Consider the following 26,348-nt stretch of genomic DNA (forward strand, 5'->3'; position numbering starts at 1 on the left):
CAAAGGGAAAACAATGCGTAAACTTACCTTTATTGCAGCAGCCGTGAGCGTTGCTATTTTAGCCGGCTGCCAGCAGGCACCACAACAAACAACCCCGGCGCCTGCAGTGCAAGCGCAACCTGTGCAAAGCGAAATCGACAAAGCGAATGCGTTTTTTGAAGATACCTTTAACCGCGATGTAATGAGCAGCCCGGTTTATCAAACTTACATGGGTATTAAAAAAGATTACGATAAATGGGATGACGGCAGCGAAGAGCAAAAACTAAAAGACCTTGCGCAAGCAAAAGAAGACTTAGTTACTTTAAATGCTATTAACCGCGACCTGCTTGATGATGCCACTAAAGTAAGTTACGACTTAAAAAAACAAGACCTAGAAAGCTCGATTGCTGATTTTAAATGGCGTTACCATAACTACCCGGTTAACCAAATGTTTGGTACGCACTCTATGATGCCTGCGTTTTTAATAAACCAACATTCAATTAGTAATGTTAAAGAAGCTAAAGATTATATTGCGCGTTTAAACGGTGTACCGACTGTATTTGATCAGCTAATTACTGATTTAGAAACCCGTGCTGATAAAGGCATTATTGCGCCTAAATTTGTGTTCCCACATGTTATAGATTCGAGCAAAAACATCATTCATGGTGCGCCGTTTGAAAAAGGTGAAGACTCAACACTATTAGCCGATTTTAAACGTAAAGTAAGCGCTCTTGAAATTAACCAAAATGAAAAAGATGCCTTAATTAGCGAGGCAACTGATGCATTAAAATCAGCAGTTAAGCCTTCTTACTCTAAGTTAATTAATTACTTAGCACAGTTAGAAAAACGTGCAGATAACCGCGATGGCGCATGGAAACTGCCTGACGGCAAAGCGTTTTACAATAACGCACTTAAGCGCACCACAACAACTGACTTAACCGCTAAAGAAATTCATGCCATTGGCCTTGCTGAAGTAAAACGTATTCATGATGAAATGCGTGAAATTAAAGACAAAGTAGGCTTTAAAGGTGATTTAAAAGCGTTTATGCAGTTTATGAAAACGGATAAACAATTTTATTATGCCAATGACGAGCAAGGTAAACAGCGTTATTTAGATGAAGCCACTGGCCTAATCAACACAATGAAAACTCGTCTAGATGAGTTATTTATTGTTAAGCCAAAGGCTGATCTTAAAGTTAAAGCCGTTGAAGCATTCCGCGAAAAAGCAGCAGGTAAAGCATTTTACCAACAACCTGCGCCAGATGGCTCACGCCCTGGTATTTACTACGCAAACCTTTACGACATGGAAGCAATGCCAACGTACCAAATGGAAGCATTAGCATACCATGAGGGTATTCCGGGTCACCACATGCAAATTGCTATTTCACAAGAGCTTGAAGGTGTACCTAAGTTTCGTAAGTTTGGTGGCTACACCGCTTACATTGAAGGTTGGGGCTTATACTCAGAGTACATTCCTAAAGAAATGGGCCTTTACTCAGACCCATACTCAGACTTTGGCCGCCTTTCTATGGAATTATGGCGTGCGTGTCGCTTAGTCGTTGATACCGGTATTCATGCAATGAAATGGACTCGCCAAGAAGGTATTGATTACTACGTAAATAATACGCCTAACGCCACATCTGACGGTGTTAAAATGGTTGAGCGTCACATTGTAATGCCATCGCAAGCGACAGCTTATAAAGTGGGTATGCTTAAAATTTTAGAGCTGCGTGAAGATGCTAAAAAGCAACTAGGCGATAAGTTTGATATTCGTCAGTTCCACGACGTTATACTTAAAAATGGCCCTGTACCACTTAACGTACTAGAGAACTTTGTAAACGAGTGGGTAGCAAGTAAAAAAGCTTAATACTTGGTTATAAATAGAAAAAGGTCGCTGATGCGGCCTTTTTTGTTTTATAGTAATAAAAACGCTCAGAGGTAGGGTTAAGAATGGATTTAAGCATACAATTACTTAATGCGCGCATTGCTAAGCATCAGCTAGACGAGCTCGATAACGACTTTAAACAGTTAAGCCCGGCTCAGCAAACATTACAGCTAAACCACCTTTACGAAAGTGCTTTGCGGATGAGTATTAAATACGACTTTATGCAAAATGTGGCAACACGTATTTTAACAACCAACACCCCACCAGCACCTTTTATAAACCAATTAACAACAACTGATGCATTAACGTTTTTTACACCTGCATTAAAAGAAAATAACGGCTTTTTAGCACAAGACAGCCAAGGAAATAATGTACTGCACAATGTATTTAAACACGCCAATGCTCAAAAGCTGGCGTTTAACTATGTGCGCTCATTAATGCTATTTGAATCTAACGATAATTTAGTAAAAGCCCTTGCACAAACAAATGCTCGCGGCCTTACCCCTGTTGCCTGTTATATCGCCTATGCTGATAAACCTAGCACACCAATAAAGCATGAATTTTCAGCATTATTAGCGCTTATGGAAATAGAGCAAAAACAAAATCCAACCGCTAAACAGCAACTGGCAAATATATTAAAAGGCGCTGATATAAACGAAACCAGTATTTTACTTAGCGCTGCTTATTTACAGCGCTCTACTGAACAAGTGGCGGCTCTAATCTGATAAGTAATATTCTACGCTGGTAACAACACGTACGTTTTTAATTTGCGGCGTGTTTGAATCCCGATCGCTAATGCTAAACTGCCCTTGGCGAGCGGTTTTAATTTTACCTAAGCGTGAATTTGAATCTTTAGCAAACTTATCTGCCACTTCACGAGCTTTTTCTGTGGCTTCTTGCACCATGGCTGGTTTTATATCGTTAAGCCCAGTAAAAATATACTCAATACGGGTTTGATAGTTGTCTTGCACAATAGCTATATTTTGTTTAGCTAGCTGACTCACTTTGCTCAGTGCGTTTTTAACTTTATCAGGAGCATTGGAGTAAACAATAATATTTGAGCTAATAACATACCTAAACTTTTGGTTATCATTCGCGTATTCACGGGCTTGCTTATCAATAATAGATTGAGTACCTGTCGATATTTCTTGATCATCAAAGCCGTGTAACTTTAAAAAAGCAATCACCGCATCATTTTTTTGCTCAACTCGCTCAACAAGCTTTTCAAGATTATTGTCGGCATCGTTAAACTGCAAAGGCCAAATAACGGTATCAGCCACAACTTCACGTTCAGCTAACCCTTTTACCTGCACCGTGCGCTCCATCCCTTTAATATCAAGCGCAGCCCCTTTTATAATAAAACCCAATGCAATTAGGCCAATGCTTAAACACGCCGCTGCCATAACAACGGTTACATTCGATATTTTATTCACTTCATTCTCCTTGATTAGGGTCTGTTGACCTTTGCGGATTAAAACTTGTTCAAACTAGGGGCGATTTAATCGCGGCGCGAGGTTTGTAACCTAGTGGGCTAAGTAAAAACCGAGCAACAAAGAGTAAATCGCCCCTAGGCAGAACCCTTCGGGCAGCGCCTGTTTGGCATTGATGCTGCGTTATCGCCTATTTATGGGGAATAACCACACCACATAGGCTCTGCCTTGCCTAAATACCAAACAGACTGCTGCAAGTTTAACCTTGAAAGGTCAACAGACCCTAATATCAATAATATGCACGTTCACGCTCGAAAAAACACTATAAACAGGTTACATTGAGAAGGTATAGATAGCAAAACTTAATCAGCCAAGGAAACGCAATGAGTCTAAAACGTATTAGCCAGTTTTTTAATCCAAGCTCAGTCGCTGTTATTGGGGCATCAAACACCCCCACTCGGGCTGGTAATGTGGTAATGCGTAATTTATTACAAGGGGGCTTTAAAGGGCCCATCATGCCTGTTACACCCAATCATACTGCAGTGCATGGCGTATTGGCTTACCCAAGTATTGAAGCCCTCCCCAAAGTACCTGATTTAGCCGTTATCTGTACCAATAAAAACACCTTAATGAAAATTATTGAACAGCTAGGTACGCTGGGGTGCCATAGCGCTATTATTATTGCTGATGGTCTAACAAGTACTCAAAAACAAGAACTTAAAGATAACGCTGCAAAGCATAAAGTGACGCTGCTTGGCTCAAATTGCTTAGGGTTACTTATTCCGCACATAGGTTTAAACGCGAGTTTTTCGCACACTGTTGCCACGCCAGGTAAACTGGCTTTTGTGTCGCAATCAGCGGCTGTTTGTTCAACGATTCTTGATTGGGCTAAAAATAAAGAAATTGGCTTTTCATACTTTGTATCTATGGGAGATTGTTTAGATATTGAGTTTGACGAAATACTCGACTTTTTAGGCCGCGATGCTAAAACCAAAGCTATCCTACTTTACATAGATAACATTAATGATATTCGCAGCTTTATTTCTGCCGCGCGTGCGGCGGCATTTTCTAAGCCCGTGATCGCTATTAAAACAGGCAGAACCAGTGCAGGCGCTCTTGCCGCTGAAATACACACCGGCGGAAAACAAAGCTCAGATGCTGTATATGATGCCATGTTTCAACGTGCAGGGATGTTAAGAGTAAATGATTTGCGTGAACTCTTTGCCGCCACTCAAACCTTAGCAATGCACCCCAAATTATTGCAAGTAGAGCAGCTAACTATATTAACTAATGGCGGCGGCCCTGGAGTGATGGCCGTTGATGAACTTATTCAAAGCTCAGGTAAACTTGCTCAGCTTAGTGATGAAACGCGCGAAGCACTCAATAAAGTGATCCCACATTCAGACACAACATCCAACCCTGTCGATATCTTTGGCGATTCTGCGCCAGTGCGTTACAAACACGCATTAGAGATACTGCTTAACGCTAAAGAAGTTAAAAACTTACTGATCATTCATACTCCATCGGCATTGGCCCCGAGTGAAAATTACGCTCAGGTTATTGTTGAGGCACTGAACAAATTACCAAAAATGGCACGCCCGTATGTGATCACTAATTTCATGGGAGAAGATGCCGCCTTCGCAGCCAGACGCATCTGCGCAAATAACGCCATTCCGACCTATCGTACCCCAGAAGGCGCAGTAGGTGCCTTTATGCACTTAGTAAGCTATCGTCGTAACCAAAAACATTTAACCCAAACGCCAGAATCAAACACCGATGATGCGACTATTAATAAAGTAGCAGCGAAAGCAGCTATTAAAGAGTTTTTAAATGATGAGCAACATTACTTATCAACCCATCAAGCGAGTCAAATTTTAAGTAGCTACGGTATAGACTGTATCCAAACTGAAGTAGCCTACACCCCTACCGAGGCAAAAGAGCAAGCAATAGAGCTAGGTTTTCCGGTCGCATTAAAATTGATGAGCCCCAGTATTCCCTCTAAGTCTGAAGTCGGTGGCGTAGTACTCAACCTCAATGATGCACAAGAGGTCGAGCAAACGGCATTTGCCATGCTGTTAAGAATAAAAAACACCTACCCTGATGCTATTATTGATGGCTTTTCATTACAAAAAATGGCGCCAAGAGCAGGCGCCAATGAGCTGCGCATAGCCATTAAAACAGAGCCTAATTTTGGGCCAGTTATTTTATTAGGTGAAGCTGGCACAGGGCTTGAGTACGCTCAAGCGGCGGTGGCCTTGCCACCACTGAATATGAACCTAGCTAAATATTTAATTGCCGCCGCCCATGATAAGGGAGTTCTTAAAGATCGCATTCTGCCAGAAAAAGTAGATAAATATCGTTTATGTGCGCTACTGACCCGAATTTCTCAATTGGTCGTAGATCAACCGGATATCACCTCGTTAGAGCTAAATCCTATTTTAGCCAGTAATGGGCAGTTTTTAGTCCTTGATGCCACCATGAACCTAAATCAGTATCAGGTTCAGGCGCACCGAAAACGTTTATCAATCCGCCCTTATCCTATTGAGCTGGTTGAAACGGTGACCCTAAAAAATAAGACCTTAGCAACGCTCAGACCAATCAAACCAGAAGATGAGCAGGCACATCAAGAGTTTGACCGCTCCTTAAGCAAAGAAGATAGATACAAGCGCTTTTTTGGTGAATTGCCACAATTTAACCATGATCAACTCGCTAAAATGACGCAAATTGATTACGACCGCGAAATGGCATTTATTGTTACCCAAACACAAGACGAGCAACAGCACACATTAGGGGTTTCGCGAGTGATTATGGATCCCGATAACTTACAAGCAGAGTTTGCCATTGTGGTACGTTCTGATTGCCAAGGACTTGGGTTAGGGCGTATTTTAATGAACGCGGCTATTTCTCACTGCAGACGCCAAGGCGTGAAAACGGTTGAAGGTATCACCCTGCCAGAAAATACCGGCATGATTGAGTTGGCTCGTAAACTCGGGTTTAAAATAAGTCGTGATTTTGAAGAAGGCAGTATCAATATGCTGCTCACATTGTAATAGGTACTATGCGTAAACTAAGACAAACCATAAACCAAGTATTTGAAGCGTCAGGTAAGTATCAGCGAGCGGGACACATTTTAGATGTCATACTGATCAGCATCATTATGATTAATGTGGTGGCGATTGTGCTTGAGTCGGTGCACAGCATCGCAACCGAGTACTATAGCGAGTTTTTAATATTGGAGCTGGTATCAGTGGCTATATTTAGTGCTGAATACCTAATACGTGCTTGGACTTGTGTCGATCGCGTAAAGTACGCCTCCATGAATTGCTCAAATACACAAAAACGGATTCGATATATTTTATCACCACTGGCAATTATCGATTTAATTGCCATTTTGCCTAGTTTATTAATGTTTTTCTTTGCTATCGATTTACGTTTTTTACGGGTACTGCGGTTGTTGCGGGTATTTAAGCTCACCCGTTATTCTCGAGCAATGCAATTGTTATTGCAGGCGTTTATTGATGAGTCGAGTTCATTACTGGCGGCATTTTTTATTATGTCTGTGGTACTTATTTTAGCCTCTTGCGGTATTTATTTATTAGAGCACGACATTCAACCAGACAAGTTCGGCTCTATTCCTGCAGCCATGTGGTGGGCAATGGCAACCCTAACTACGGTTGGTTATGGCGATGTTGTACCTATAACGCCCATTGGTAAACTATTTGGTGGCGTAATCACTTTGGTGAGTATGGGGATGGTTGCCATACCAACCGGTTTATTAGCGTCGAGTTTCTCAGAGCAAGTACGCAAACGTCGCCAGCTATTTGAAGATGCCACCCACGAGAAAATAACCGATGGTAAGCTCACTGATGAGCAGATGCATCACCTTGAGGAGTTACGCTACAAACTAGGGCTAAGTAAACTAGAGGCCAATAAAGCAATTAAAACGCAGCTTAATCAACGCAACAGCCATTTATTTTGCCGCCACTGTGGTAAACGCCAATAAGCTTATCTTTACTGGTTAAATATGTTGCCCCAATCTTGTTTGATCAGTGCGGGAACAGCTTCTTTAGGTACTGGCTTACTAAATAAATAGCCCTGAAAATGCTTACACCCTAACTGCTTTAAAAACTGCAGCTGTTGTTTGTTTTCAATGCCCTCAGCCACACACTCTTTACCTAAGCTATGAGCTAAGGTAAGCGTTGATTGAATAATGGCTTCATCATCCGAGTCCACGCCAATATCTTGCACAAAGCTTCTATCTATTTTTAGTACATCGATAGGAAAACGCTTTAAATACGTTAATGACGCATAGCCTGTTCCAAAGTCATCCATGTAGAGCTTACAGCCAAGCTTTTTCAGCATTTCCATACTGTGCAGCGCATGTTTAGAGTCACGCATTAAAATAGACTCGGTAATTTCAAACACTATGGCTTCTGAGGGCACATTAGCGTGGCTCAACGCTTTATGAATGTCGGTTACAAGCTCTTCGTATTCAAAATCAAGTGCTGAGAGGTTTATCGACAAGTACAGCTGAGGTGAAATCTCACGCCATTGTTTAAGGGCTTGCAACGCACGGGCAAAGGTTTGCAGCATAATTTTTGTTATTAACCCTATGCTCTCAGCCGCTAAAGAAAACTCTTGCGTGGGCACTAAAGTGTTTTCTGGCCAGCGTAACAACACTTCAAAACCTTCGGTTTTTTGAGTGTGCGCATTCACTATAGGCTGGTAGTAATTGCAAAACTCTTGCTCTTGATACGCTTTAGTTAGCAAAGACTCTAAATGCAGGGCTTTTTGTACATGCTGATTCATCTCCTGCTTGTAAAACTTATAACTGCTTTCGAGCGACTCTTTTGCATGGTACAAAGCTATACTGGCAGCTTTTAACAGCGCAGCATGATCTGCGGCGTCATCAGGCGCTATTGCTACACCAATACTTAAATTAACGTTTACCACCTGGCCATTAAATTCCATATTTTGGCTTACAGAATCTATTAATTTAGAGCAAATAAGCAATACTTCTTCAATTTGCTGCACATCTTCCACCAGCACCACAAATTCATCGCCACCAAAGCGCGCAACACTTGCAGAAGGACGCAAGGAGCGCTTAATACGCTTAGCCACTTGCTTTATTAGCTCATCAGCCGCTTCACGTCCAAATGAGTCGTTAAAGTATTTAAACCGCTTAATGTTTATGTGCAGCATAGCTACTTTACATTGATGATTTTGCGCTTGCTCAATCGCATGCTCAACCCTGTCGTTAAACAGCATACGGTTAGGCAAACCGGTTAATGAGTCATAGTTGGCTAAAATATGAAGCTCATTTTCAGCCAATTTTTGCGCATGAATGTCGGTTAAAATAATAACGTAGCTGCTTAAACGGTGTTCAGTGTCGGCCACTGCACTTATTTTTACTAACACATGGCGCTGCTCACCACTGGCTAGGGTGACTAAGTCTTCACAGGAAAAATGCTCACCCACATTCAGCTTTTGCATTATCCGTAAGTAGTCAAAACGATTACTTCGCGATATGCCTAAATTAAGGGCACGGCTAGAGCGTGGCTCACTAGGAAAGTTAAAGGCCGTTTGCAACGACTTGTTAGAGGCGCGAACCGTAAAGTTTTTATCAAGAATAAATACCCAATCGCGGGTTTGCTCAAACGCAGCGGTAAATAAACGGGCATGCTCTTCAAACACCATTTCGCGGGTCATATTGGTGTAAGTACCCGCTACTTTTTTAGGAAGTTGCCCGCTCCATTCCACCACTTTGCCAAAGTCTTTATACCAACGCCAATAGCCTTTAGCGTGGCGTAACCGATAAGTGCAATTAAAGTAGCCTTTATCGGTTGATAAAAATTCTAACCATTCTAATCTGAAAAGCGCTTTATCTTGCGGGTGAATTTTAGCTAGGTAGTCATCTAGGCTCACGCTTTCTTGATCATACCCCAGTTCATTACATAAGCGCGGCTGGTAAATACTACTCGATGTAGACTGCCAATCCCACATGCCCGACTCGCTGCCCTCTAAGGCTAGTTTTAATCGCGCTTCACTTTCTTTACTTTCCTTATTAGCGGCCAGTAATATGCGCTGAATTTTGTTGCGGCGCATTACCCAAAAAGCAATAAATGCGATAAACAAAACGCCATAAAGCACCATAAAATATGGCGCTCGCCACAGGGGATACTTAACACGAATTTTTAGCACTGCAGGCGGCGTGTACTCGCCGGTTAATGGATCTTTAGCCCATACTTTGAGCTGGTAATTACCTGGATTTAATTTAGGAAATAACACCCGATTATTATTACGGGTGTAGGTTTTTTGGCCGTTATCGAGCTGGTACTCATAAATTATGCGCTCTTGATAGCTAAACGCCATCGCCGAAAACGCCACCTCTAAACCGATATCATCATGGTTGAGGACTATTTCATTTAATGGCTGTTTTAAATCGATAGATAAGTCGCGCGACATTAAATCAACTCGCGTTATATTTACATGATCAATTAAAGAGTGGTAATTTTGATTTTCCATCGGATGAAAATATGTAATGCCCTTTAAGCTGCCATAGGCAATGCGCCCATCGCTTAAATGCGCCATGGCACTGCTGTTAAATTCAGCAGAAAGCAGCCCCTCAGATGTAGTAAACTGCTGAAAATGAAGTGTTTCTGGGTTTAGTCGCCATATGCCTTTATGGCTACTCATCCAAATCATGCCATTATCATCAAGCACCATGTCATAAAGTAAGGTACCTAACTTATTTTTTTCTAAGTCAATCGTGTGTACCAATTTGTAACTGGCTGCATCAAGCCCAATCAGGCCAAAATTAGATAGCGAAATCCATAAAATATTGTTGTTATCGACCACGTAAGAAAGCACATTAATAGCCACGTTATCGTGCTGTTTTGGCACTTTATAAATGGTGTTTAATGCTAATGTGGTTGGGTTTACCTGATATAAAATACCCGCATTAAAAAACAGGGGCATATCAGGCTTGGTTGCCAGCGCTGGCGAAAAACCATGCGCCAAAAACGGCTCTATTTTGCTAAAAGCCCCTTCTAACCGGGTGATCTGCTGAGTATCAATATTATATACAAACATACCGTGATCTGAGTGCACATAGTACAAATCACCGTTAGGCATTAAGGTTACGCCGTGTACCAAGCCTTCTATGTAGGCTCTATTGTTGGGGTTTGTTATTGTTGGCTCGTTAATTTGATGCGTTATGGGGTCAAACTCAAACAGCCCACGGTTTGTATGTAACCAAAGCTTTTGCTTATAAGGAATAATTTCATACACGCTAAATTCGGTAGTCAGTAAGTCTACTTTGTGGTTTTTTAAGTAAACTTGGCTAATGTTAGTGGCTAAATCAATTTCGGTTAAGCCATTATGCGTTGCCAGCCATAGGCTGTTGCCATACTCCGTAATGCCCCAAACCGAAGGATGAGAAAGGCCATCGCCACCCAGTTTACTACCATCTATATTGCTAAAGTGATAGGTATTATTAGACAGATAAAATGCACCATCGGTTTTAGTAGCGAGCCAATACCCTCCCGATTTATCTTTTACCATGTCTATCATACTGGTATCAGATAGGCTGTATTTACTTTGCGTAATCCGTGTGTTTTTTACCAACTCTTTACTATTTAAATCAAATTTAAAGAGCCCTTTATTAGTCGCCAGATCTAGCTTTTCGCCTTCGTTGATGATGCGCCATACATTTAAATCGGCAATAACGGCTTGGTTTTTAAATGCTATGTCGGGGCGTTCAAACATGCCTGGCAAGTCGCTAATATCAACTTGATACAAGCCTTTAACGGTGCCTACTAACAACTGATTATTTTCAATAACCGAAAACGATTTAACGTTGTTTTGATAAATATGCTCAGCTTTGCTTTTTAAATGCTGCAGCGGCCTAATTTGCTCAGAGGCGATATCAAATACAAACGCCCCATGGCTTGTGCCTATAAAAATATACCCATTGTAATGAAAAAGCTCTCTGACTAAGGTGTTTTCGTATTCTTTAGGCAGCTCAAATAGGCTGGTTATTTTACCTGTTTCAATATCTAATTTAGCAAAGTCGCGACCACGCCCAATCCATAAGGTTTTGTCATCAACCGCTACCATACTAAATACCGACTGGCTTAAAATTTGTTTTTCGCTGGTAGGTTGAGAAATAAATTGCTGGTAGGTGTCGGTACTTGGGTCGTATTTAAATAAGCCGGCAAGTAACGAGGCTATCCAAATATTGCCTGCGGGGTCTTGGTAAATACAATCAATTATGGCTTCTTCAAGCTCGCCATTAGGGCCATTAATTGAAACAACTTGGTAACCATCATAGCGGTTTAACCCCCCTTCGGTAGAGAGCCATAGGTAACCGTTATCATCAAGCAGCATAGTGTTCACATAGCTTTGCGACAGGCCTTCACTGGGGGATAAACGCTTAACCTGTGCGCCAACTTGGCAACTAAATATAGCGATTAAAGCTATACAGCAACTAATGATCCAATGAACGCCTTTACTCATGGCTTGATCCGTTGTTTTTGTTATAAGTATTCGAGAGCGACTATATTTCGATGCGTATAAATATCAAAAAGTGCTTTTAAACCAGGAGTATATGTTAATACTTGGTTAAAACCAAGACTCGTATATAAAGCTGTAATATTTTTATAAGCAAAGGTGTAAAGCGGCATGCTTTGCTGTTTTATAGCGGCGCATACAAGTTGCTTTGCCAGCCCTTTTGCACGGTGCTGCGGGGCAACAAATACGGTCGATAAAAATAAAAAGTCGTGTTTATTTTGTATCCGACACGCCGCAACTATCTGCATTTCACTGTAAACAACCCAAACCTGATCTTGCTTATTAGCACGTCCTCTTACGCTATACAGTGCATAAAACTTATTAACTAATGGAATCTTAAGTGTGTCTAACTTTTGTACTGTGTACATATATTAGCTTAGCATTAACGCCAAATACTGCTCAAACTGTTGCTTTAAAAAAGTTTGCTCTGCCACTGGGCGGCTATGAATCGTGTTATAAACTTGCTCACGTGTTTTTTTATTACGTTTAATTTGATAAGCCCAAAATGAGGCTTCGTAATCTAATTGAATCTGGTATTTTTGCTCTCGAGGTAAAGCACATAAATTAAAACTCACAACCACTCCTAAGTACGGTTAGTTATCCGCATTTATTATACGTATATTTGAACCCATTTACTGTTTAAAAAGCAACAAACATGGGCAAAAACCAAACTATTTTGGTATTATTCGCTGCGTTCATTTGCCCTCTCCTTATTTTAAACGGAAGTAACCTTGCAGATACAGCTCAATGCTTTGTTTTTATTAGTCGTTTTATTTTTTAGTAAAATTACACTCGCCAATCACAATAGCGTTATATTTAACCGCCCGGCCGACTCAGCTCAAGCAAGCTATGCGCTCGCTTTACTCACATTAGCCTATAAAGAACTTAATTATGAAGTACACATAATTGATTTTAATCGCCAAAATGCCTTATTAGCAGCCAATAATGGGGTGTTAGATGGCCAGCTTGGCCGCGATATAAGTATAGAGGCGGACAATAAAAACCTGATCAGAATTAACTACCCACTGTTTGACTATAAGCTTTTACTGTTTAAAAACTGCCAACCCAATACACTCGATAAGCTCGATAGTATTGCGGTTTTATCAGGCTATCCAGTTCAACACCATTACTTAAATGAGCATAAGTTTAACGGCAATATTATTGAAGTAAAAAATATTACGACCCAACTTAACCTACTAGCCCAGCATAAAGTTGATGGGGTAATTATGCTCGACTTTGTGCTTAAAGCCGATAACTTTTCCCTGCCAGAGACGTGTATGCAAACCCAGCTGCTAAGTACGTTTTCGCTCTATCATTATGTACATAAAAAGCACGCGGCTTTGGTAAGTAAATTATTGAATGCTTTAAATAAGCTACACGATAACGGCACTAGTCGCGCATTGCGCGCAAAATACAATTTAAAACTCTAGCATGTACAGCAAGGTTTAAAATTCAAAGCCTTGTTGCTTATCTAAAGTGGCTTGTGATTGCGCAGCTTGGCGCTTTTGTAAATACCGTTTGTAACGTTGTTGGCACAAGCTAAGTACTTTCTTTTTTTGCGCATTGCTTAACGCATTCCAATTAAAGCGCTCATCCCGGCTTCGGTAGCAGCCTTTGCAATAACCTCGGTTGTTTACTTGGCAAATACTTTTACAGGGGCTTGGAATATCAAATATTTCAATTTGTTGCATTGCGCCCCCTAAGTAGATTAATTGCTTTGTATGAGTATAGCGTTATTTATGCACAAAAAAAAAGCAGCGTTTACGCTGCTTTATTACACTATTTGCCAACGCAGATGCCTAATGGCTTTGCTCACATACTTTGTTTGTGATTTCAGTTTTGCGTTGAAATGGCTTGGCATACATAGCTAAAACAAGTGGCTTTAGCTCTTCTGGCACTAAGGCTAAACGCTGTTCAAAAGTGGCGGTATCGGGCTCATCAATAACTGCTTGCTTGCACCCACCGGCAATGTAATTTCCTGGATGTAAGTAAAAAGACTCAACAATGTGCTTATCAATTGTTTGCGCCAGCTCATCAGCATCATCGCAACCGCTTTCAACCGGTTGTCCAAATGCTAAGTGCACATGCCCTTTAGCAGAGCTAAACCCTTCAACAATACTTGCTATGTCTTCGCCCTCTGATTTTACGTATTCACCGTGCTGCTGTTTATGATAAAGCTCTTTTGCTTTAGAAATTGCACAAGGCTCATACTGGTAAGAAATAGACACAGGAACAATTTTTAACTCTTTAATGTACTCGCCAAATCCTTTCTTTTGTTTACGACCATTAAGTTGCAGCATTTTTAAAAGCGCCGGATCTGTTTGATCAAAGCCGTCTTTTGCACGCCCTTCTTTTTGCGCAATCCAAATAGAATTTCCTGCTGTTAACGAGTCATAAATATACGACGACAACTGCGTAAGCGCCTTAAGCATCTCTTTAGGTGCTTTGGCTGAGCGCTTAACGATAAAGCTTTTATTTAAGCGCATCAGCTCGGTTATATACGGTATTTGCAATAAGTTATCACCAATTGCTATACGCACCGTCTTCATTTTATGTTGATACAAACCCCAATTAACAAGTGCAGGGTCCAGCACTATGTCGCGGTGGTTTGATATAAATAAATACGCCTGCTGCGGGTCTAATTTGTCTAAACCCGAAAAGGTAACTTTTGAGGTAGTGCGTTTTATAAGTTTATCTAAATACTTTGCAACTTCGTTTTGTACATCTTCAACGCTCGTAAATTTACCCCATTTTTTTCGTAACTGGCTTCTCACCAGTGTGCGAGCAATAAAAGGCATAGCGGATATAAAGCGCGGTAAGTTGTACTTTGCTATTACATCTATAAACGCATTATCGTTAATTAAACGCGCTAGCGAGGCCGCAACTTCATCGTCGTTGTAAGGTCTTATGTCTGCGTACTTATCTTCTAATTCACTCATTACTGCATCTACAATGTTAAAAAAACGGCACGCAAAACGTACCGTTTATATATAATTTTGATTATAACTCAGCCACTCTTAAATAAGAAATAGCCATTTGGTTATGCTTATTTGCGAGCCATTTCAGTCTATGACCACACAAAAAGGGGTTGGTGCATTGTTTTTTAGTTTTATCAACGTTAATAAGGCTTGTTGACCTTTCACAGGAAAGTGAGTTCAACCTCAATTGATAAACAGGCCCCAGCGATATAGCCCGCTAAAATATCATGTTATTTATATTTGAGTGGGCAGACCAGCCAATTTAAACTTTTAACAGCAACCTGACTTTTTGTACTAAGCATTTGGTAGTAATAGCATTAACAAAGGTGTGTATTCGTAGTACCTTAAACGCTCTTGCCATTTTACGGTACGCATTTAGATAGGACACACAATGAAAATCACCATTCTCGATAACGCTACTTTAGCTAAAACCTCGTTAACTTGCATTGAAGAACTAGGTGAGCTAACTACTTACGAACTTACGTCACCTGAGCAAGTTGTTGCTCACAGCCAAGGCGCGGACGTCCTTATTACCAACAAGGTTGTGCTAAATCGCGATACGATAAGCCAACTTAAAACGCTTAAGCTTATTTGCGTAAGTGCAACAGGCACTAATAATGTTGATTTAAACGCCGCTGAAGAATTTGGTATTGCCGTTACCAACGTAGCAGGCTACTCAACCCCTTCGGTTGTACAGCACACGTTTTCGTTAGTGACTAATTTATTAGGTAATACACACCGCTACCAGCGCGACTGCCAGCAAGGCGCTTGGCAAAAAAGCGAGATGTTTTGCCGATTAGATTACAGCTTTAATGATTTACAAGGTAAAACATTTGCCATTATAGGTGGTGGAACGCTAGGTAAAGGTGTGGCGACAGTAGCGCAAGCTTTTGGAGCCAATGTAGTGGTTGCAGAGCGTAAAGGCGCCTCTTGTAGAGAAGGCCGTACACCTTTTGAAGAAGTATTAAAAACCGCTGATATAATTAGCGTGCACTGCCCGCTTACTGATGAAACACGCGATTTAATTTCGTTAGATGAGCTAAAAATGATGAAACCCAGCAGTATTATTATCAATACCGCACGTGGTGGCATTATAAATGAAGCCGACTTAACCACAGCCCTAGAGCAAAATTTAATTGCCGGTGCGGGAGTTGATGTACTTACTAAAGAGCCGGCAGAGCCTTCTAACCCGCTGGCTAATTACACAGGCGAAAACTTGCTTCTTACACCTCACATTGCATGGGCCAGCACAGAGTCAATCGTGCGCTTAATTAATGAGGTAAGCCTAAATATTGCAGCCTTTACTAACGGTGAGTCTCGTAACCGCTTGGTATAATAACAATTTGCAATAATAATTAGCCGCATTGAGGCTAGGTTTTACCTGCCTCAAAGTGCCTTATTCTATTTAGTAAATAGCTGTAACGTGTTTTCGCTAGGCTAAATAAACGCAGGCTAGCTCAATCGTTAAAAAACCTAAAAAGTGGCTGTTTTTGCTAATGATTTTTATAATTAATCACTTAAAAACAGCCATCACAACCTAACCCCATGAATTTTATAACTTTGTTATATTGGCCTATTACTTGCTCCTTATAAGTAAATAATTAAATTAAAACTCATCAAGGACTATAACAATGAAAAAATCACTTTTAGCTGCTGCACTTATTGCTCCGTTTTTAACAGGCTGTGTTATTGCCGTATCAGATGGCGAAGCAGAAACGCACTGGGCAGGTAACGACTCATCAAGCTGGCAACATCAGCATAAAAAAAACCGTGAAGCGATTGCAGATTTAACAATGGATAGCAGCTATCAATCTGTTTTAGCGCAATTAAAAACGCCAAACTTTACCGAGCTATTGAAAAAAGACGATGATGTGTATCAGGTACTGTTTTACGTGACTAACAGCATTCACTCTGATGGCAAAACAACAAAAGATGAATGCACGCCATTGGTATTTAAAAATGATAAATTGGTGGGTATTGGTGAAAGCGCACTGGGCATGATCACAAAATAATCGCTAGTAGCGTAAAGCAGCCCCACTTGGTAATAACATTAACGTGTGGGGCCGATTTTAATAACGCTTTAATATAAACACAGCCACATTATAAGTTAAGCGCAACCACCTGATCTCGCCCTGCATCTTTTGCGGCATATAGCCCTAGATCAGCTTGTTCGAGTAAGGCTTGTTCGGCACTTGCATTGCCGTTTTCCATACTGGCAATGCCAATACTGATTGTTATGTGATCTGCATTTAACGAAGCTTTGTGCTCTATATTGAGGCTGTTTACTGCTTTTCTTAACTTTTGGGCAAATGCTAATGCCTGTTGTTTATTAACATCGGGTAATACCGCTGCAAATTCTTCCCCCCCGTAGCGGGCAATAAAGTCAGTACTACGCTCACATTGCGCTGCTAACGCCTGGGCAACCTGCTTTAAACACTCATCCCCCGCTCGGTGGCCATAGCAATCGTTGTAACGCTTAAAGTGATCTATATCTACTAATAAAACAGACAAACACGAGCCATTACGTTTACTTCTGCGCCATTCACGAGAGAGGTTTTCATCTAAATAACGCCTGTTGGGTATTTCCGTTAAACCGTCTATTGAGGCAAGCATTTCTAGCAAATCATTTTTTTGCTTGATCAGTAATTGGTTGCGTACCCGCACTTTGACTATAGACGCATTAAAGGGTTTAGTGATGTAATCCATTGCACCTAATTCAAGGCCTTTTGCTTCATCGGTGTGGCTATTATTAGCAGATATAAACACAATAGGAATAGACTGAGTAATAGGGTTTTCTTTAAGCTGTACAAGCACTTCATAACCATCAATGCCTGGCATCACCACATCTAAAATAATTAAATCGACCTGATTAGATTTAATAAAGGTGAGCGCTTTTTCGCCGCTTTCGACTAAAAATACGTCATGCTCCGAGCCCAGTGTTTTTTCAAGCACCAGCCGGTTAAGGGGATCGTCATCCACAATTAGTATTTTAGCTCTTTTTGGCATCCCGTCCCCCTAAGGTTTCAATAAATATAATCACTTGCTTTAGCTGAATGATTAGCTCTTTTAAAGTGTGCTGAAGCGGCTCGTTAGTTGTTTTAAGGTGCGTTTCACATTGTTTTGCACACAATGAAAGCCTAATAAAACCTAAGTTACCCGCCACGCCTTTAATGCTATGCACTAAGCGTACCACTTCATCTCGCTGGGTGTTTTCTTCAATTTGTTCTAACTGCGTTTCACACAGCTTCGCAAACTTTCCGACCATGGTTGCCAGTAAATTTTCATCAAAATTAAACTGGGTGAGCGCAAAGCTTTGGTCATAAAACTTAGGTTTTATAAAGTCTACATCTCTAATTGCATCTAACAGCACAGCTGCAACCACAGGTTTAGTTAAATGCTTATTCATGCCGCTACTAAGTGAGCGCTCAACATCTGCAGGTTCACAATGTGCTGTTAAAGCAAAAATAGGCAGCTGGCGCGCGTCAAACTGTTGGCGAATTAATTGCGTTGCTTGGCAACCATCAATATGCGGCATTTGCACGTCCATCAAAATTAAATCTGGTTTTAATATTTGTAGCAGCTCTATTGCATCTGGCGCATTGGTAACCGTTATTACATTTATATGGGCCTGTTTTAGCACACTGCTAATAATGTCTAAATTAAGCGGGTTATCATCAACCGCCATAATAAGTAGACCCGATATATCTTTTTTTACTTCTTCATTATTTTCAGCGGCTTTAGGTGGCTCCGCCCCCGCATTAGCAGTTAAGCTAATCAAGCGCTGAGCTAACGCCGTAGCTTTAACATGTTGTGCGTTAATTTGCGTAGTACAAGGCAATGCTAAAGTGTGCTCGTGATTAACCACAACCACAGGGTATGAGTTGCCACTGAGCGTTTCGTGTATAGATTCAACCTTTAATAAATCGTTCAATGTGGTTTCATCAATAATCAGTTGCTGTGCATCAGCAAGCTTTATTGGGTAGCGAAGCGCCTCTTCTAAATCAATGGCCGCCACTTGTGAGTAGGCATTAACCACTTCGTTTAGCTGTACAGTGTCATCGCTCACAATGGCTAATGTATTAGGTATAAATACACTATTTTTAGCCGTATCTACCGCAAGCGCTAGAGTAAAGAAAAACTCACATCCACGGCCTTTGTCACTATTAATTGCAATTTCGCCTCCCATTAAGGCTACACCATGTTTAACTATAGCAAGTCCAAGCCCGACCCCTTGGTGAATACGCGTAGAAGATTCATCGCCTTGAGTAAAAGCATCAAACAGTCGTCGTTGGTCAGCCTTAGCAATACCTACACCACTGTCTATTACGTGAAAACAAATACGTTGCTGATCTAAAACGTCATTTTCTTCAAGCACCATTTTTAAAGTAATACTGCCTTTATTAGTAAACTTAACGGCATTGGTGAGTAAGTTACCTAATATTTGTTGCAAACGTATTGAATCCCCCACCAGCGCGGGGTTAATGAGTGGATCTATTTCAATATTAAAGCTTAACCCTTTGTTTTGACACAATGGCGCTGTTAAGCTCTCGCAAATATCAATCAGTTCAACTAAGCAAAAAGGCACCGGTTTAATTTGCGCTTGCGAACTTTCTACTCGGGCAAAATCGAGCATTCTGTTTAGCATCAGCAATAAGCTTTGAGCTGCGTTTTTAGCCAGCTTAGTTTGTTGCAGCTGCTTATTTTTTAAGCCTTGCTCTACTATCATATCTAACAGCCCTAACACAGCGTTAAGAGGGGTGCGGATCTCATGGCTTAGATTAGCAATAAAGCGGCTTTTAGCTATTGTTGCGCGTTCTGCGTCATGCTTAGCTTTAGTCAGCGCACTTACATCTTGAATATGAATAACATAATAAGAGGGATCACGGTTTTCATCCCACACCAGCGACACACTCAGCTGCAGCCAACTTGTTAGTTTTCCTTGTGAGAGCGTTAAATGATAAACCCGTTTTTTATCATCTAATAAGTGACAAAGCGCATTTTTTATTTCTTGCCACTGCGCCTCATCAAACAGCATTTTTAGTGGCTCACCAGTTAAAATATCTTGCTGTGAAAATAACTTACGAGCCGCTTTGTTAACTTGCAATATGGTGTGCTCAAGCGAAAGTAACACCACACTGTTTGCTGCAAACTCTATTGCACTTCTAAATTTAGATTCTGACGCTTTTAATGCCGATAGAGTTTGCTGCTGCTCAGTAATGTCTCGCCCAATTCCCATAGTGCCTAATAAGTGCTGGTGCTCGTTATAAAATGGGGCAATCGTTAATTGATACGATTTGTCGGTGCTATCTATGCGTTGCTCAATGCTACTTTTGGTTTGTAAAACTTGCTTTTCTAGTAGGCTTAACTGTAAATCGTCGCTGTCTAAATCTTCAATACGCTTACCGACTAGGATGGCTTGCTCTTTGCCTACATAGGCTTCAAATGCTTTATTACAGCCTAAAAAAGAGCCATCAATATTTTTAAAGTAAATAAGATCAGGCACACTATTTAGCATAGTATTTAATAGCGCTAGGTGTCGCTCTTTTGCTTCGTAGCTGCGTTTTAGCTTTTGAGATTGCAGCTGTAACTGTTCATCGAGTTCTTTATTAGCCTCTTGGAGCGACTCAACTAACTGTGCATTTTTATCAAATACATATTTAACGCGAGAAAACCAAGGCTGCCAATTTAAAGGAATGGGGTAATTAGAAAGCGCGGCTTTAGGGGCATCATTTTGTTCAAAATATTGCATTAAATGAGTCATTGGTCTAACAAAAATACGTTGGCTTAACCAAAAAAATACCGCAAACATTAAGCTTAAAAATAACGTTAAAAACGCAAACTCCAAAAGAACTTCATACCTAATTGGCGTGATCACTTTTATTTGCGGCTCATAAAAGGCGGCATGAATGGGCAGGTTCCCCATTGCTTGCATAAAAAACTGCGCATTTGTGTTATTGACTAAGTTTATTTTTTCATTGTCATGGGCTAATTCAGGCCAATAATCTTTTAAGGCTGTTGCTTCATTTAACTGCTTAACAGAGCTGGCTATCACTTGATGCGACTGGTTCATAAACACATATTCGCCTTCGCTTGGTGCCACCTTTTTAAGCCAGCTAGACATGGCCTCTAAATCGTATATTAAAATGATGTAGTCTGACGAATTAGGTTGTTTTTTACGGCCAATAGCAAAATAAGCGCTATCGCGTATTTTAACAATGGCGCTTGAGGTAAGCTGGCCAGGTATAAATGTGGGCTTAAAATTACCATTCAAAATTTTATTAAGCATAGTGCTTTGGCTTTTATTACGCCTTACCACATAGGCAAACCCCGAATCATCAACATAGGCAACAGCCGACAACGATTGCATAAGCGATAACGCGGTATTAAACGTTGGGCTTAGGGTTGTAGCTTGCTGCCATTGGATCAACGCCCGGTTAGAAAAAGCAAACTGCCCTTTACCGACTATTTCGCCTTGGCGCTCGCTAAAGTGGCGGTAGTAGTAATTGTCGTATTGATTAATACCTTCTAATAAGTTGCGATTGAACTGCTCAACACTAGGCTGCTGATACGATATAAAGGCATTGTCAAAAAAGTCATTTACCGAGCTCATTATATGGCTAACTTGAGCCGACACTTGCTCAAAATCGGCTTGACGTTTTTCTATGGCGCGCTCAACTTTTATATTATACAAGTGCAAACACAGTAAAAATGCCACAAATAAGGGAACAAATAATGCTACAAATAAAGAGCGGTAATAGTCTTTTAGAGGTAAAAATTTCAACGTTTTGCCTAAGTTTTGGCCCGATAGTCAGCCACTAGACTATCGAGCCAAATTGTTCTGCGCAAGTTATAAATTTTCTTCTGCAAAGGAGGCTAAACGGCTGCGCACTACCCCGTTTAAATTAACTGTTGCACTGCCTTCAAAGTCTTTAAAACGCTCAACAATATAAGTAAGGCCGGAGGTAACGGGGGTTAAGTAGTTACTGTCTATTTGCGCTAAATTACCGCTACAAATTAGTTTTGTTCCCTCGCCACAACGGGTAATAATAGTTTTAAGCTGAGATGCCGTTAAGTTTTGGCTTTCATCCAAAATCACCCCGAACTGATACCATACTATCATACCTAAAAGAACCTTGAATAAAAAAGTTTTTACAAATAAGATTTACCCAGAGGTGAATAAGCATGATTGCATCAACTACAACAAAATCTAAAATTATTAATAAACCTGTCAATTTTGGAAAAGGAATGTATTTTCATCTGGATAAAGCAGGAGAATAAGTAACGTCAGATCTAGCACACCGGTAGTGATTAGTAATAGCTTCAACACTTATTAGTTAAATTACTAAGAAGTGCTTTACTCATTTAAATACATCTCAGCCATATCGTCCAGTTTAGCTTTTACTTCTTTCCAGTTTGGCATTACTTGGGTTAATAAGCGCCAGAAGCGCTCGCTGTGATTGTGTTCTGCAATATGGCAAAGCTCGTGCAGTATCACGTAATCAATACATTCTTTCGGGGCTTTAACAAGGTGGGGGTTGAGCATCAAGTTACCTTTGGTAGAGCAGCTTCCCCATTGCTTTTTCATTGCCATCACACGAAAAGACGGAATGCCTGTTACCCATGAAGCTTTAGGCAGCAATTCGGCTAGTCGCTCATGGAAAATAGCTTTTGCTTTATGCTGATACCATTTATCGATTAGCGGTTTAATTTTCGCAGCGCGGCTACCTTGACTATCCGGGGCAGTATCTTTGCTTATTTCATACTTGAGTGTGACGTTTAATTTACCACGGCTGAGCTTCACACTGGGCACTTGCTCAGCATCAACAATGACCTTGAGTACATAGCGCTTACCTAAATAAAATTGGGTTTCGCCACTTACATAACGCTTATGCAATACCGTGTCTTTTTGCTTTGCAAAGTCATTAATACTTTGCCATATCCACCTTGCACGCTTGTGCATGGCATCAACAATAGCACCTTCGCTCGCATCATGAGGCACAGTCGCAACAACACGCTGATCAGGGTGAACCTTAATAATGACCTTACGTGCTACTTTTTTAGCGGTATCACTAGGCTTTGGTTTTCGAATAACCTCATAGCGAATGGTGTCGTTACCATAAGTAAAAACACCATGTTCGTTGGTTGTTGCGCTGCTTTTTTCAGAATGAATAGCAGCGGCTACCGTTTTTTGTGTCACTTACATTAGCCTCTAGCTATGCCTAATCGGGTTATCTTTAACACTTCTTCAATCAGTTTTTGTGCGTTATCAAGGCCAAGCTCAGCAAACAGTATGGGTAATAATTTCATGTGAATGGCGTTTTCAATCTCTGCTGGATTAATTGAATACTCAGCAACCGCGTCATTCACGACGGCATCAATATCAAAAGCAAGCGCTACCAATTTCTCATTATCCAGTGCCTTTTCAGTTAAAAGCGCACTATCGAATAAATGTTTGAACAGGCCAAAATAGGCTTGGGCATGTTTGTTTAACTTGCCTGCGTCATCCATAAAGTCATTGGGAACATCAGCCACTTTGCGGTCTTTTACTTCTTGCTCAAAATCAGCGAACAATATGTACTGCTTTACTGGCGCATCAAACATCGCTTTGGCATCTTCAATGGCCTTTTTAAGCATCTTAGAAAAATATTCCTGCGCATACGGATCGTCTGCTAAGTCTTGCTCAATCATCTTAGTGATTCGGCCAGTGATTTTATCTGTTTGGTTACGCGCTTCGTCATCGCTCATATCCTGTGGCTTAACGTCTTTGCCCAAGTTACCGACTAAATACGCCCCGTCAGGTTCTTTTACTTCAATACCCGCTATGTGTTTATCGAGTAAGCTACGGATATCTTCTGCGTATTCATCATAATTAATGGTTTCGTCGGCATCCTCACGTACTTGTTTACGTAAATCTACAAAGGCTTTTAAGTCACGCTTGTATAGGTCGCGCTTGTTGTCGAATGACTTATCTTCAAAGTAGGTGGCAGATTGCAGCGCTACTTTCATACAGTTTGAAAATGCCGTAAGTATAGAGTAAAAATCATCACGCTTTTTAAGGTTGGTGTCGGTAAGCTTACCATCAACCTCATGCACTTTCGGTGCTAGTGCTTGGCGTAAAGCGGGGCCATCTTGTTTGTTTTTAACGCCATCGAATATCGCCCACAAATCACTGTGCAGTCCCGGAAGCTTTTTGTATTCCGTGTCCATGCGATTGTACAACCCTTTTAGGTCGTCAATGTCAAAGCCGCCTTGAGTACGCTCAGCAAGGTCTTGGTACTTTTCAATGGTGGTATCAAGCTCTTTTAAAATGCCTCGGTAATCAATTAAGTAACCAAACTGCTTTTTGCTATGTAAACGGTTTACACGGGCAATGGCTTGAATAAGGTTATGTTCTTTTAGAGGTTTATCAATATACAGTACGGTGTTCTTTGGCTCGTCAAAGCCCGTTAGCAGTTTATCAACCACTATCATGATGTCAGGGCCGTCATCTCTGCCAAAGTCTTCAATAATGGCTTTGGTGTAGGCTTTTTCATCCATTTTATCAACATTGGCTTTCCACCAATTTTGTACAATGTCTTTGCTTTCTTGATCAACTACATCATGCCCCTCACGCGTGTCAGGAGCCGACATTGCAACAACTGATGTCACGGTGCCAATTTTATCTAATGCCTCTTTGTAGCGTATTGCAGAGGCTTTAGAGTCACAGGCTAACTGACCTTTTAAACCTTGATGCTTAAAGTTTTGAAAATGGTCGGCAATATCGTAGGCAATTAACATAATGCGATCGGCAGTTTGATATATTTGACCTTTTTGCGAAAACTTTCTTTTTAAATCGGTTTTTTGTTTGTCGCTCAGCTTACTGGTACTACGATCAAACCATGCATCAATGGCTTTGTCGTTAACGTTTAGCTCTGGTATACGCTCTTCATACAAAAGTGGAGTTACGGTTTTATCTTCAACCGCTTGTTGCATCGTGTAAGAGTGAATGATTTTACCGAACTTGTTCTCAGTTTTATCGTCTTTTAATAGCGGCGTACCTGTAAAGGCGATAAAAGCCGCTTTAGGTAGGGTTTGCTGCATACGGATATTATTTTCACCGTTTTGGCTGCGGTGGCCTTCATCCACAAGTACAATAATGTTTGGGCTATCGTTGTAGCATTCTTTATATTTAATCGCTGAGCCAAACTTATTTATGATCGAGAAGATAACTCGCTCATTACCTTTACCAATTTGTTCAGCTAAACGCTTACCAGTGGTCGCCATTGCACTTACTTTATCTTGGTCGTCTAGTGCACCGCCAGAGGTAAAAGTACGGCTTAGCTGGTCTTCTAAATCCACTCGGTCAGTCACAATAATAAAACGGCATTGTGCTAGCTCTTCAAGCCAAATAAGTGCTTTTGATAAAAACACCATCGTAAACGACTTACCACTGCCTGTAGTATGCCAAATAACTCCGCCTTCTCTGCTACCTGAGTCATCAAACGTATTAATGCGTTCAATAAGCGCCTTAATGCCAAATACCTGCTGGTAACGTGCGACAATTTTGCCTGCTTTTTTATCAAACAGCGTAAACAGTCGGGTCATATCCAATAAGCGCTCAGGGCGTAATAAGCTTGCAATTAGCCTGTCTTGGTCGGTTACCGTCAGCTCACCTGCGGCAATAAGTGACTGGTAATCAGCTTTATCTTTTGCAGGGCGATGATTAAAGAGTGCATTTAATTGCGCATCACGCAATGTATGGTTTTTAAGCCTTACAAATTCTGCTTCAGGAATACCTAAATAAGAGTGCTCTTCTTTCCACTTTGCCCAAAACTTCTCAGGGGTGCCGCATGTTGCATACAAGCCCTCATGCCCGTTTATGGCTAACAATAACTGGCTGTAGGCATATAAATGAGGGATTTCATCCTGTTTTTGGTTACGAATATGCTGAGAAATTGCCTCAAAGTTGGTCGATTTACCCTCTTTGTTTGAATCGGGGCGTTTTGCCTCAATCACCACTAATGGCAAGCCATTTACAAAACACACAATGTCAGGTCTGCGGTTGCCCGTACCCTCGGCATTTTGTACCACTAATTCTTCGGTACAATGAAACGCATTGTTATCAATATTATGCCAATCAATCAGCTTAATAGTGGGTGAGGCTTTTTTACCATCAATAAATTCAGTCACACTCACGCCATACATTAGCGCATCATAAATTTTCTCGTTAGCGGCTTTTAACCCTAAGTTCATAGCAGGGTTCAGCTCATGCATTACCTTATCAATGGCCGCTTCTGAGAGCGTATGCTGCTTACCTGCAAACGAAAACGTCTGGTTGGCTAAAAAGGCACGCATTACAGGGAGTAAAATAACCTGATGGGTGCTTTTTTTGTTACCTGCTAACGTGTTCCCGCGCAGAGCTTCACACTCACTCGGTGGAATAAACGTATAGCCTAAGTTAGTCAGCAACGTGAGTGCGGGTATTTTTGCGCTAAATTCTTCTTGGAAGTTAACACTGACTGTCAT

17 protein-coding genes and 1 pseudogene are annotated in these 26,348 nt (G+C 41.0%); 7 read left to right on the plus strand and 11 right to left on the minus strand.

Annotation, left to right across the window (positions count from 1 at the left end):
- The first annotated feature begins 13 nt into the window (after nt 1-13).
- Together PSI06_RS02315 and PSI06_RS02320 are read left to right on the plus strand one after the other, a co-directional pair.
- Complete coding sequence (locus PSI06_RS02315; RefSeq protein ID WP_273602714.1) at nt 14-1,846, plus strand: DUF885 domain-containing protein; 1,833 nt, start codon at nt 14-16, stop codon at nt 1,844-1,846.
- Nucleotides 1,847-1,929: 83 nt separating this feature from the next.
- The gene (locus PSI06_RS02320) at nt 1,930-2,589 is read left to right on the plus strand and encodes a hypothetical protein (RefSeq protein WP_273602715.1); all 660 of its coding nucleotides are present in this window, start codon (nt 1,930-1,932) and stop codon (nt 2,587-2,589) included.
- Here the strand turns inward: PSI06_RS02320 and PSI06_RS02325 are convergent.
- Entirely contained in the window at nt 2,581-3,297 is a 717-nt protein-coding gene (locus PSI06_RS02325) for an SIMPL domain-containing protein (RefSeq protein ID WP_008467710.1), read from the minus strand. The genes PSI06_RS02320 and PSI06_RS02325 overlap by 9 nt on opposite strands.
- A gap of 380 nt (nt 3,298-3,677) precedes the next feature.
- On the opposite strand from PSI06_RS02325, the gene PSI06_RS02335 reads away from it, so the two are divergent.
- Nucleotides 3,678-6,344 carry a bifunctional acetate--CoA ligase family protein/GNAT family N-acetyltransferase gene (locus tag PSI06_RS02335; protein WP_028835638.1) on the plus strand — a complete coding sequence of 889 codons (2,667 nt, stop codon included), beginning with the start codon at nt 3,678-3,680 and terminating at the stop codon, nt 6,342-6,344.
- 8 nt (nt 6,345-6,352) lie between these two features.
- The gene (locus tag PSI06_RS02340) at nt 6,353-7,297 is read left to right on the plus strand and encodes an ion transporter (RefSeq protein WP_273602716.1); all 945 of its coding nucleotides are present in this window, start codon (nt 6,353-6,355) and stop codon (nt 7,295-7,297) included.
- A gap of 8 nt (nt 7,298-7,305) precedes the next feature.
- Here PSI06_RS02340 and PSI06_RS02345 read toward each other — a convergent pair whose 3' ends face one another.
- From PSI06_RS02345 to PSI06_RS02355, 3 genes are read right to left on the minus strand one after another with little or no spacing between them, the layout of a single operon-like run.
- Nucleotides 7,306-11,811 carry an EAL domain-containing protein gene (locus PSI06_RS02345; protein WP_273602717.1) on the minus strand — a complete coding sequence of 1,502 codons (4,506 nt, stop codon included), beginning with the start codon at nt 11,809-11,811 and terminating at the stop codon, nt 7,306-7,308.
- A gap of 20 nt (nt 11,812-11,831) precedes the next feature.
- Nucleotides 11,832-12,233, minus strand: coding sequence for a GNAT family N-acetyltransferase (locus PSI06_RS02350; RefSeq protein WP_004586827.1), 402 nt, complete (start codon nt 12,231-12,233; stop codon nt 11,832-11,834).
- A gap of 3 nt (nt 12,234-12,236) precedes the next feature.
- On the minus strand, nt 12,237-12,440 hold the full coding sequence (locus PSI06_RS02355) for a DUF3283 family protein (RefSeq protein ID WP_004586826.1): 204 nt from the start codon (nt 12,438-12,440) through the stop codon (nt 12,237-12,239).
- 156 nt (nt 12,441-12,596) lie between these two features.
- Between PSI06_RS02355 and PSI06_RS02360 the strand changes: the two genes are divergently transcribed.
- Nucleotides 12,597-13,295 carry a substrate-binding periplasmic protein gene (locus PSI06_RS02360; RefSeq protein WP_004586825.1) on the plus strand — a complete coding sequence of 233 codons (699 nt, stop codon included), beginning with the start codon at nt 12,597-12,599 and terminating at the stop codon, nt 13,293-13,295.
- A 15-nt stretch (nt 13,296-13,310) separates the two neighbouring features.
- On the opposite strand, the gene PSI06_RS02365 is transcribed toward PSI06_RS02360, so the two are convergent.
- A complete protein-coding gene (locus tag PSI06_RS02365) occupies nt 13,311-13,556 on the minus strand; it encodes a DUF1289 domain-containing protein (RefSeq protein ID WP_004586824.1) in 246 nt (81 codons plus the stop codon).
- 108 nt (nt 13,557-13,664) lie between these two features.
- Nucleotides 13,665-14,804: a 1-acyl-sn-glycerol-3-phosphate acyltransferase gene (locus tag PSI06_RS02370; RefSeq protein ID WP_004585872.1), complete on the minus strand. Its 1,140-nt coding sequence runs from the start codon at nt 14,802-14,804 to the stop codon at nt 13,665-13,667.
- 430 nt (nt 14,805-15,234) lie between these two features.
- Between PSI06_RS02370 and PSI06_RS02375 the strand changes: the two genes are divergently transcribed.
- Entirely contained in the window at nt 15,235-16,179 is a 945-nt protein-coding gene (locus PSI06_RS02375) for a D-2-hydroxyacid dehydrogenase (RefSeq protein ID WP_004585871.1), read from the plus strand.
- Between the two features lie 295 nt (nt 16,180-16,474).
- Nucleotides 16,475-16,855, plus strand: a complete 381-nt coding sequence (locus PSI06_RS02380) for a DUF3192 domain-containing protein (RefSeq protein ID WP_004585870.1) — start codon at nt 16,475-16,477, stop codon at nt 16,853-16,855.
- Nucleotides 16,856-16,943: 88 nt separating this feature from the next.
- Here PSI06_RS02380 and PSI06_RS02385 read toward each other — a convergent pair whose 3' ends face one another.
- The 5 genes and pseudogenes from PSI06_RS02385 to PSI06_RS02405 form a co-directional block, all read right to left on the minus strand.
- Nucleotides 16,944-17,849 (minus strand): diguanylate cyclase, encoded by a 906-nt coding sequence (locus tag PSI06_RS02385; RefSeq protein ID WP_029774391.1) that lies wholly within the window; start codon nt 17,847-17,849, stop codon nt 16,944-16,946.
- A complete protein-coding gene (locus PSI06_RS02390; RefSeq protein ID WP_273602718.1) occupies nt 17,833-21,624 on the minus strand; it encodes a PAS domain-containing hybrid sensor histidine kinase/response regulator in 3,792 nt (1,263 codons plus the stop codon). Before PSI06_RS02390 ends, PSI06_RS02385 begins: the two co-directional genes overlap by 17 nt.
- A 66-nt stretch (nt 21,625-21,690) precedes the next feature.
- A pseudogene (locus PSI06_RS02395) lies at nt 21,691-21,939 on the minus strand (PhoH family protein); the annotation flags it as partial.
- Between the two features lie 258 nt (nt 21,940-22,197).
- On the minus strand, nt 22,198-23,040 hold the full coding sequence (locus PSI06_RS02400) for a M48 family metallopeptidase (RefSeq protein WP_273602719.1): 843 nt from the start codon (nt 23,038-23,040) through the stop codon (nt 22,198-22,200).
- A 5-nt stretch (nt 23,041-23,045) separates the two neighbouring features.
- Nucleotides 23,046-26,348: a type I restriction endonuclease subunit R gene (locus PSI06_RS02405; RefSeq protein WP_273602720.1), complete on the minus strand. Its 3,303-nt coding sequence runs from the start codon at nt 26,346-26,348 to the stop codon at nt 23,046-23,048.

This window comes from Pseudoalteromonas sp. GABNS16E (assembly GCF_028598715.1).
Classification (GTDB): domain Bacteria; phylum Pseudomonadota; class Gammaproteobacteria; order Enterobacterales; family Alteromonadaceae; genus Pseudoalteromonas; species Pseudoalteromonas atlantica.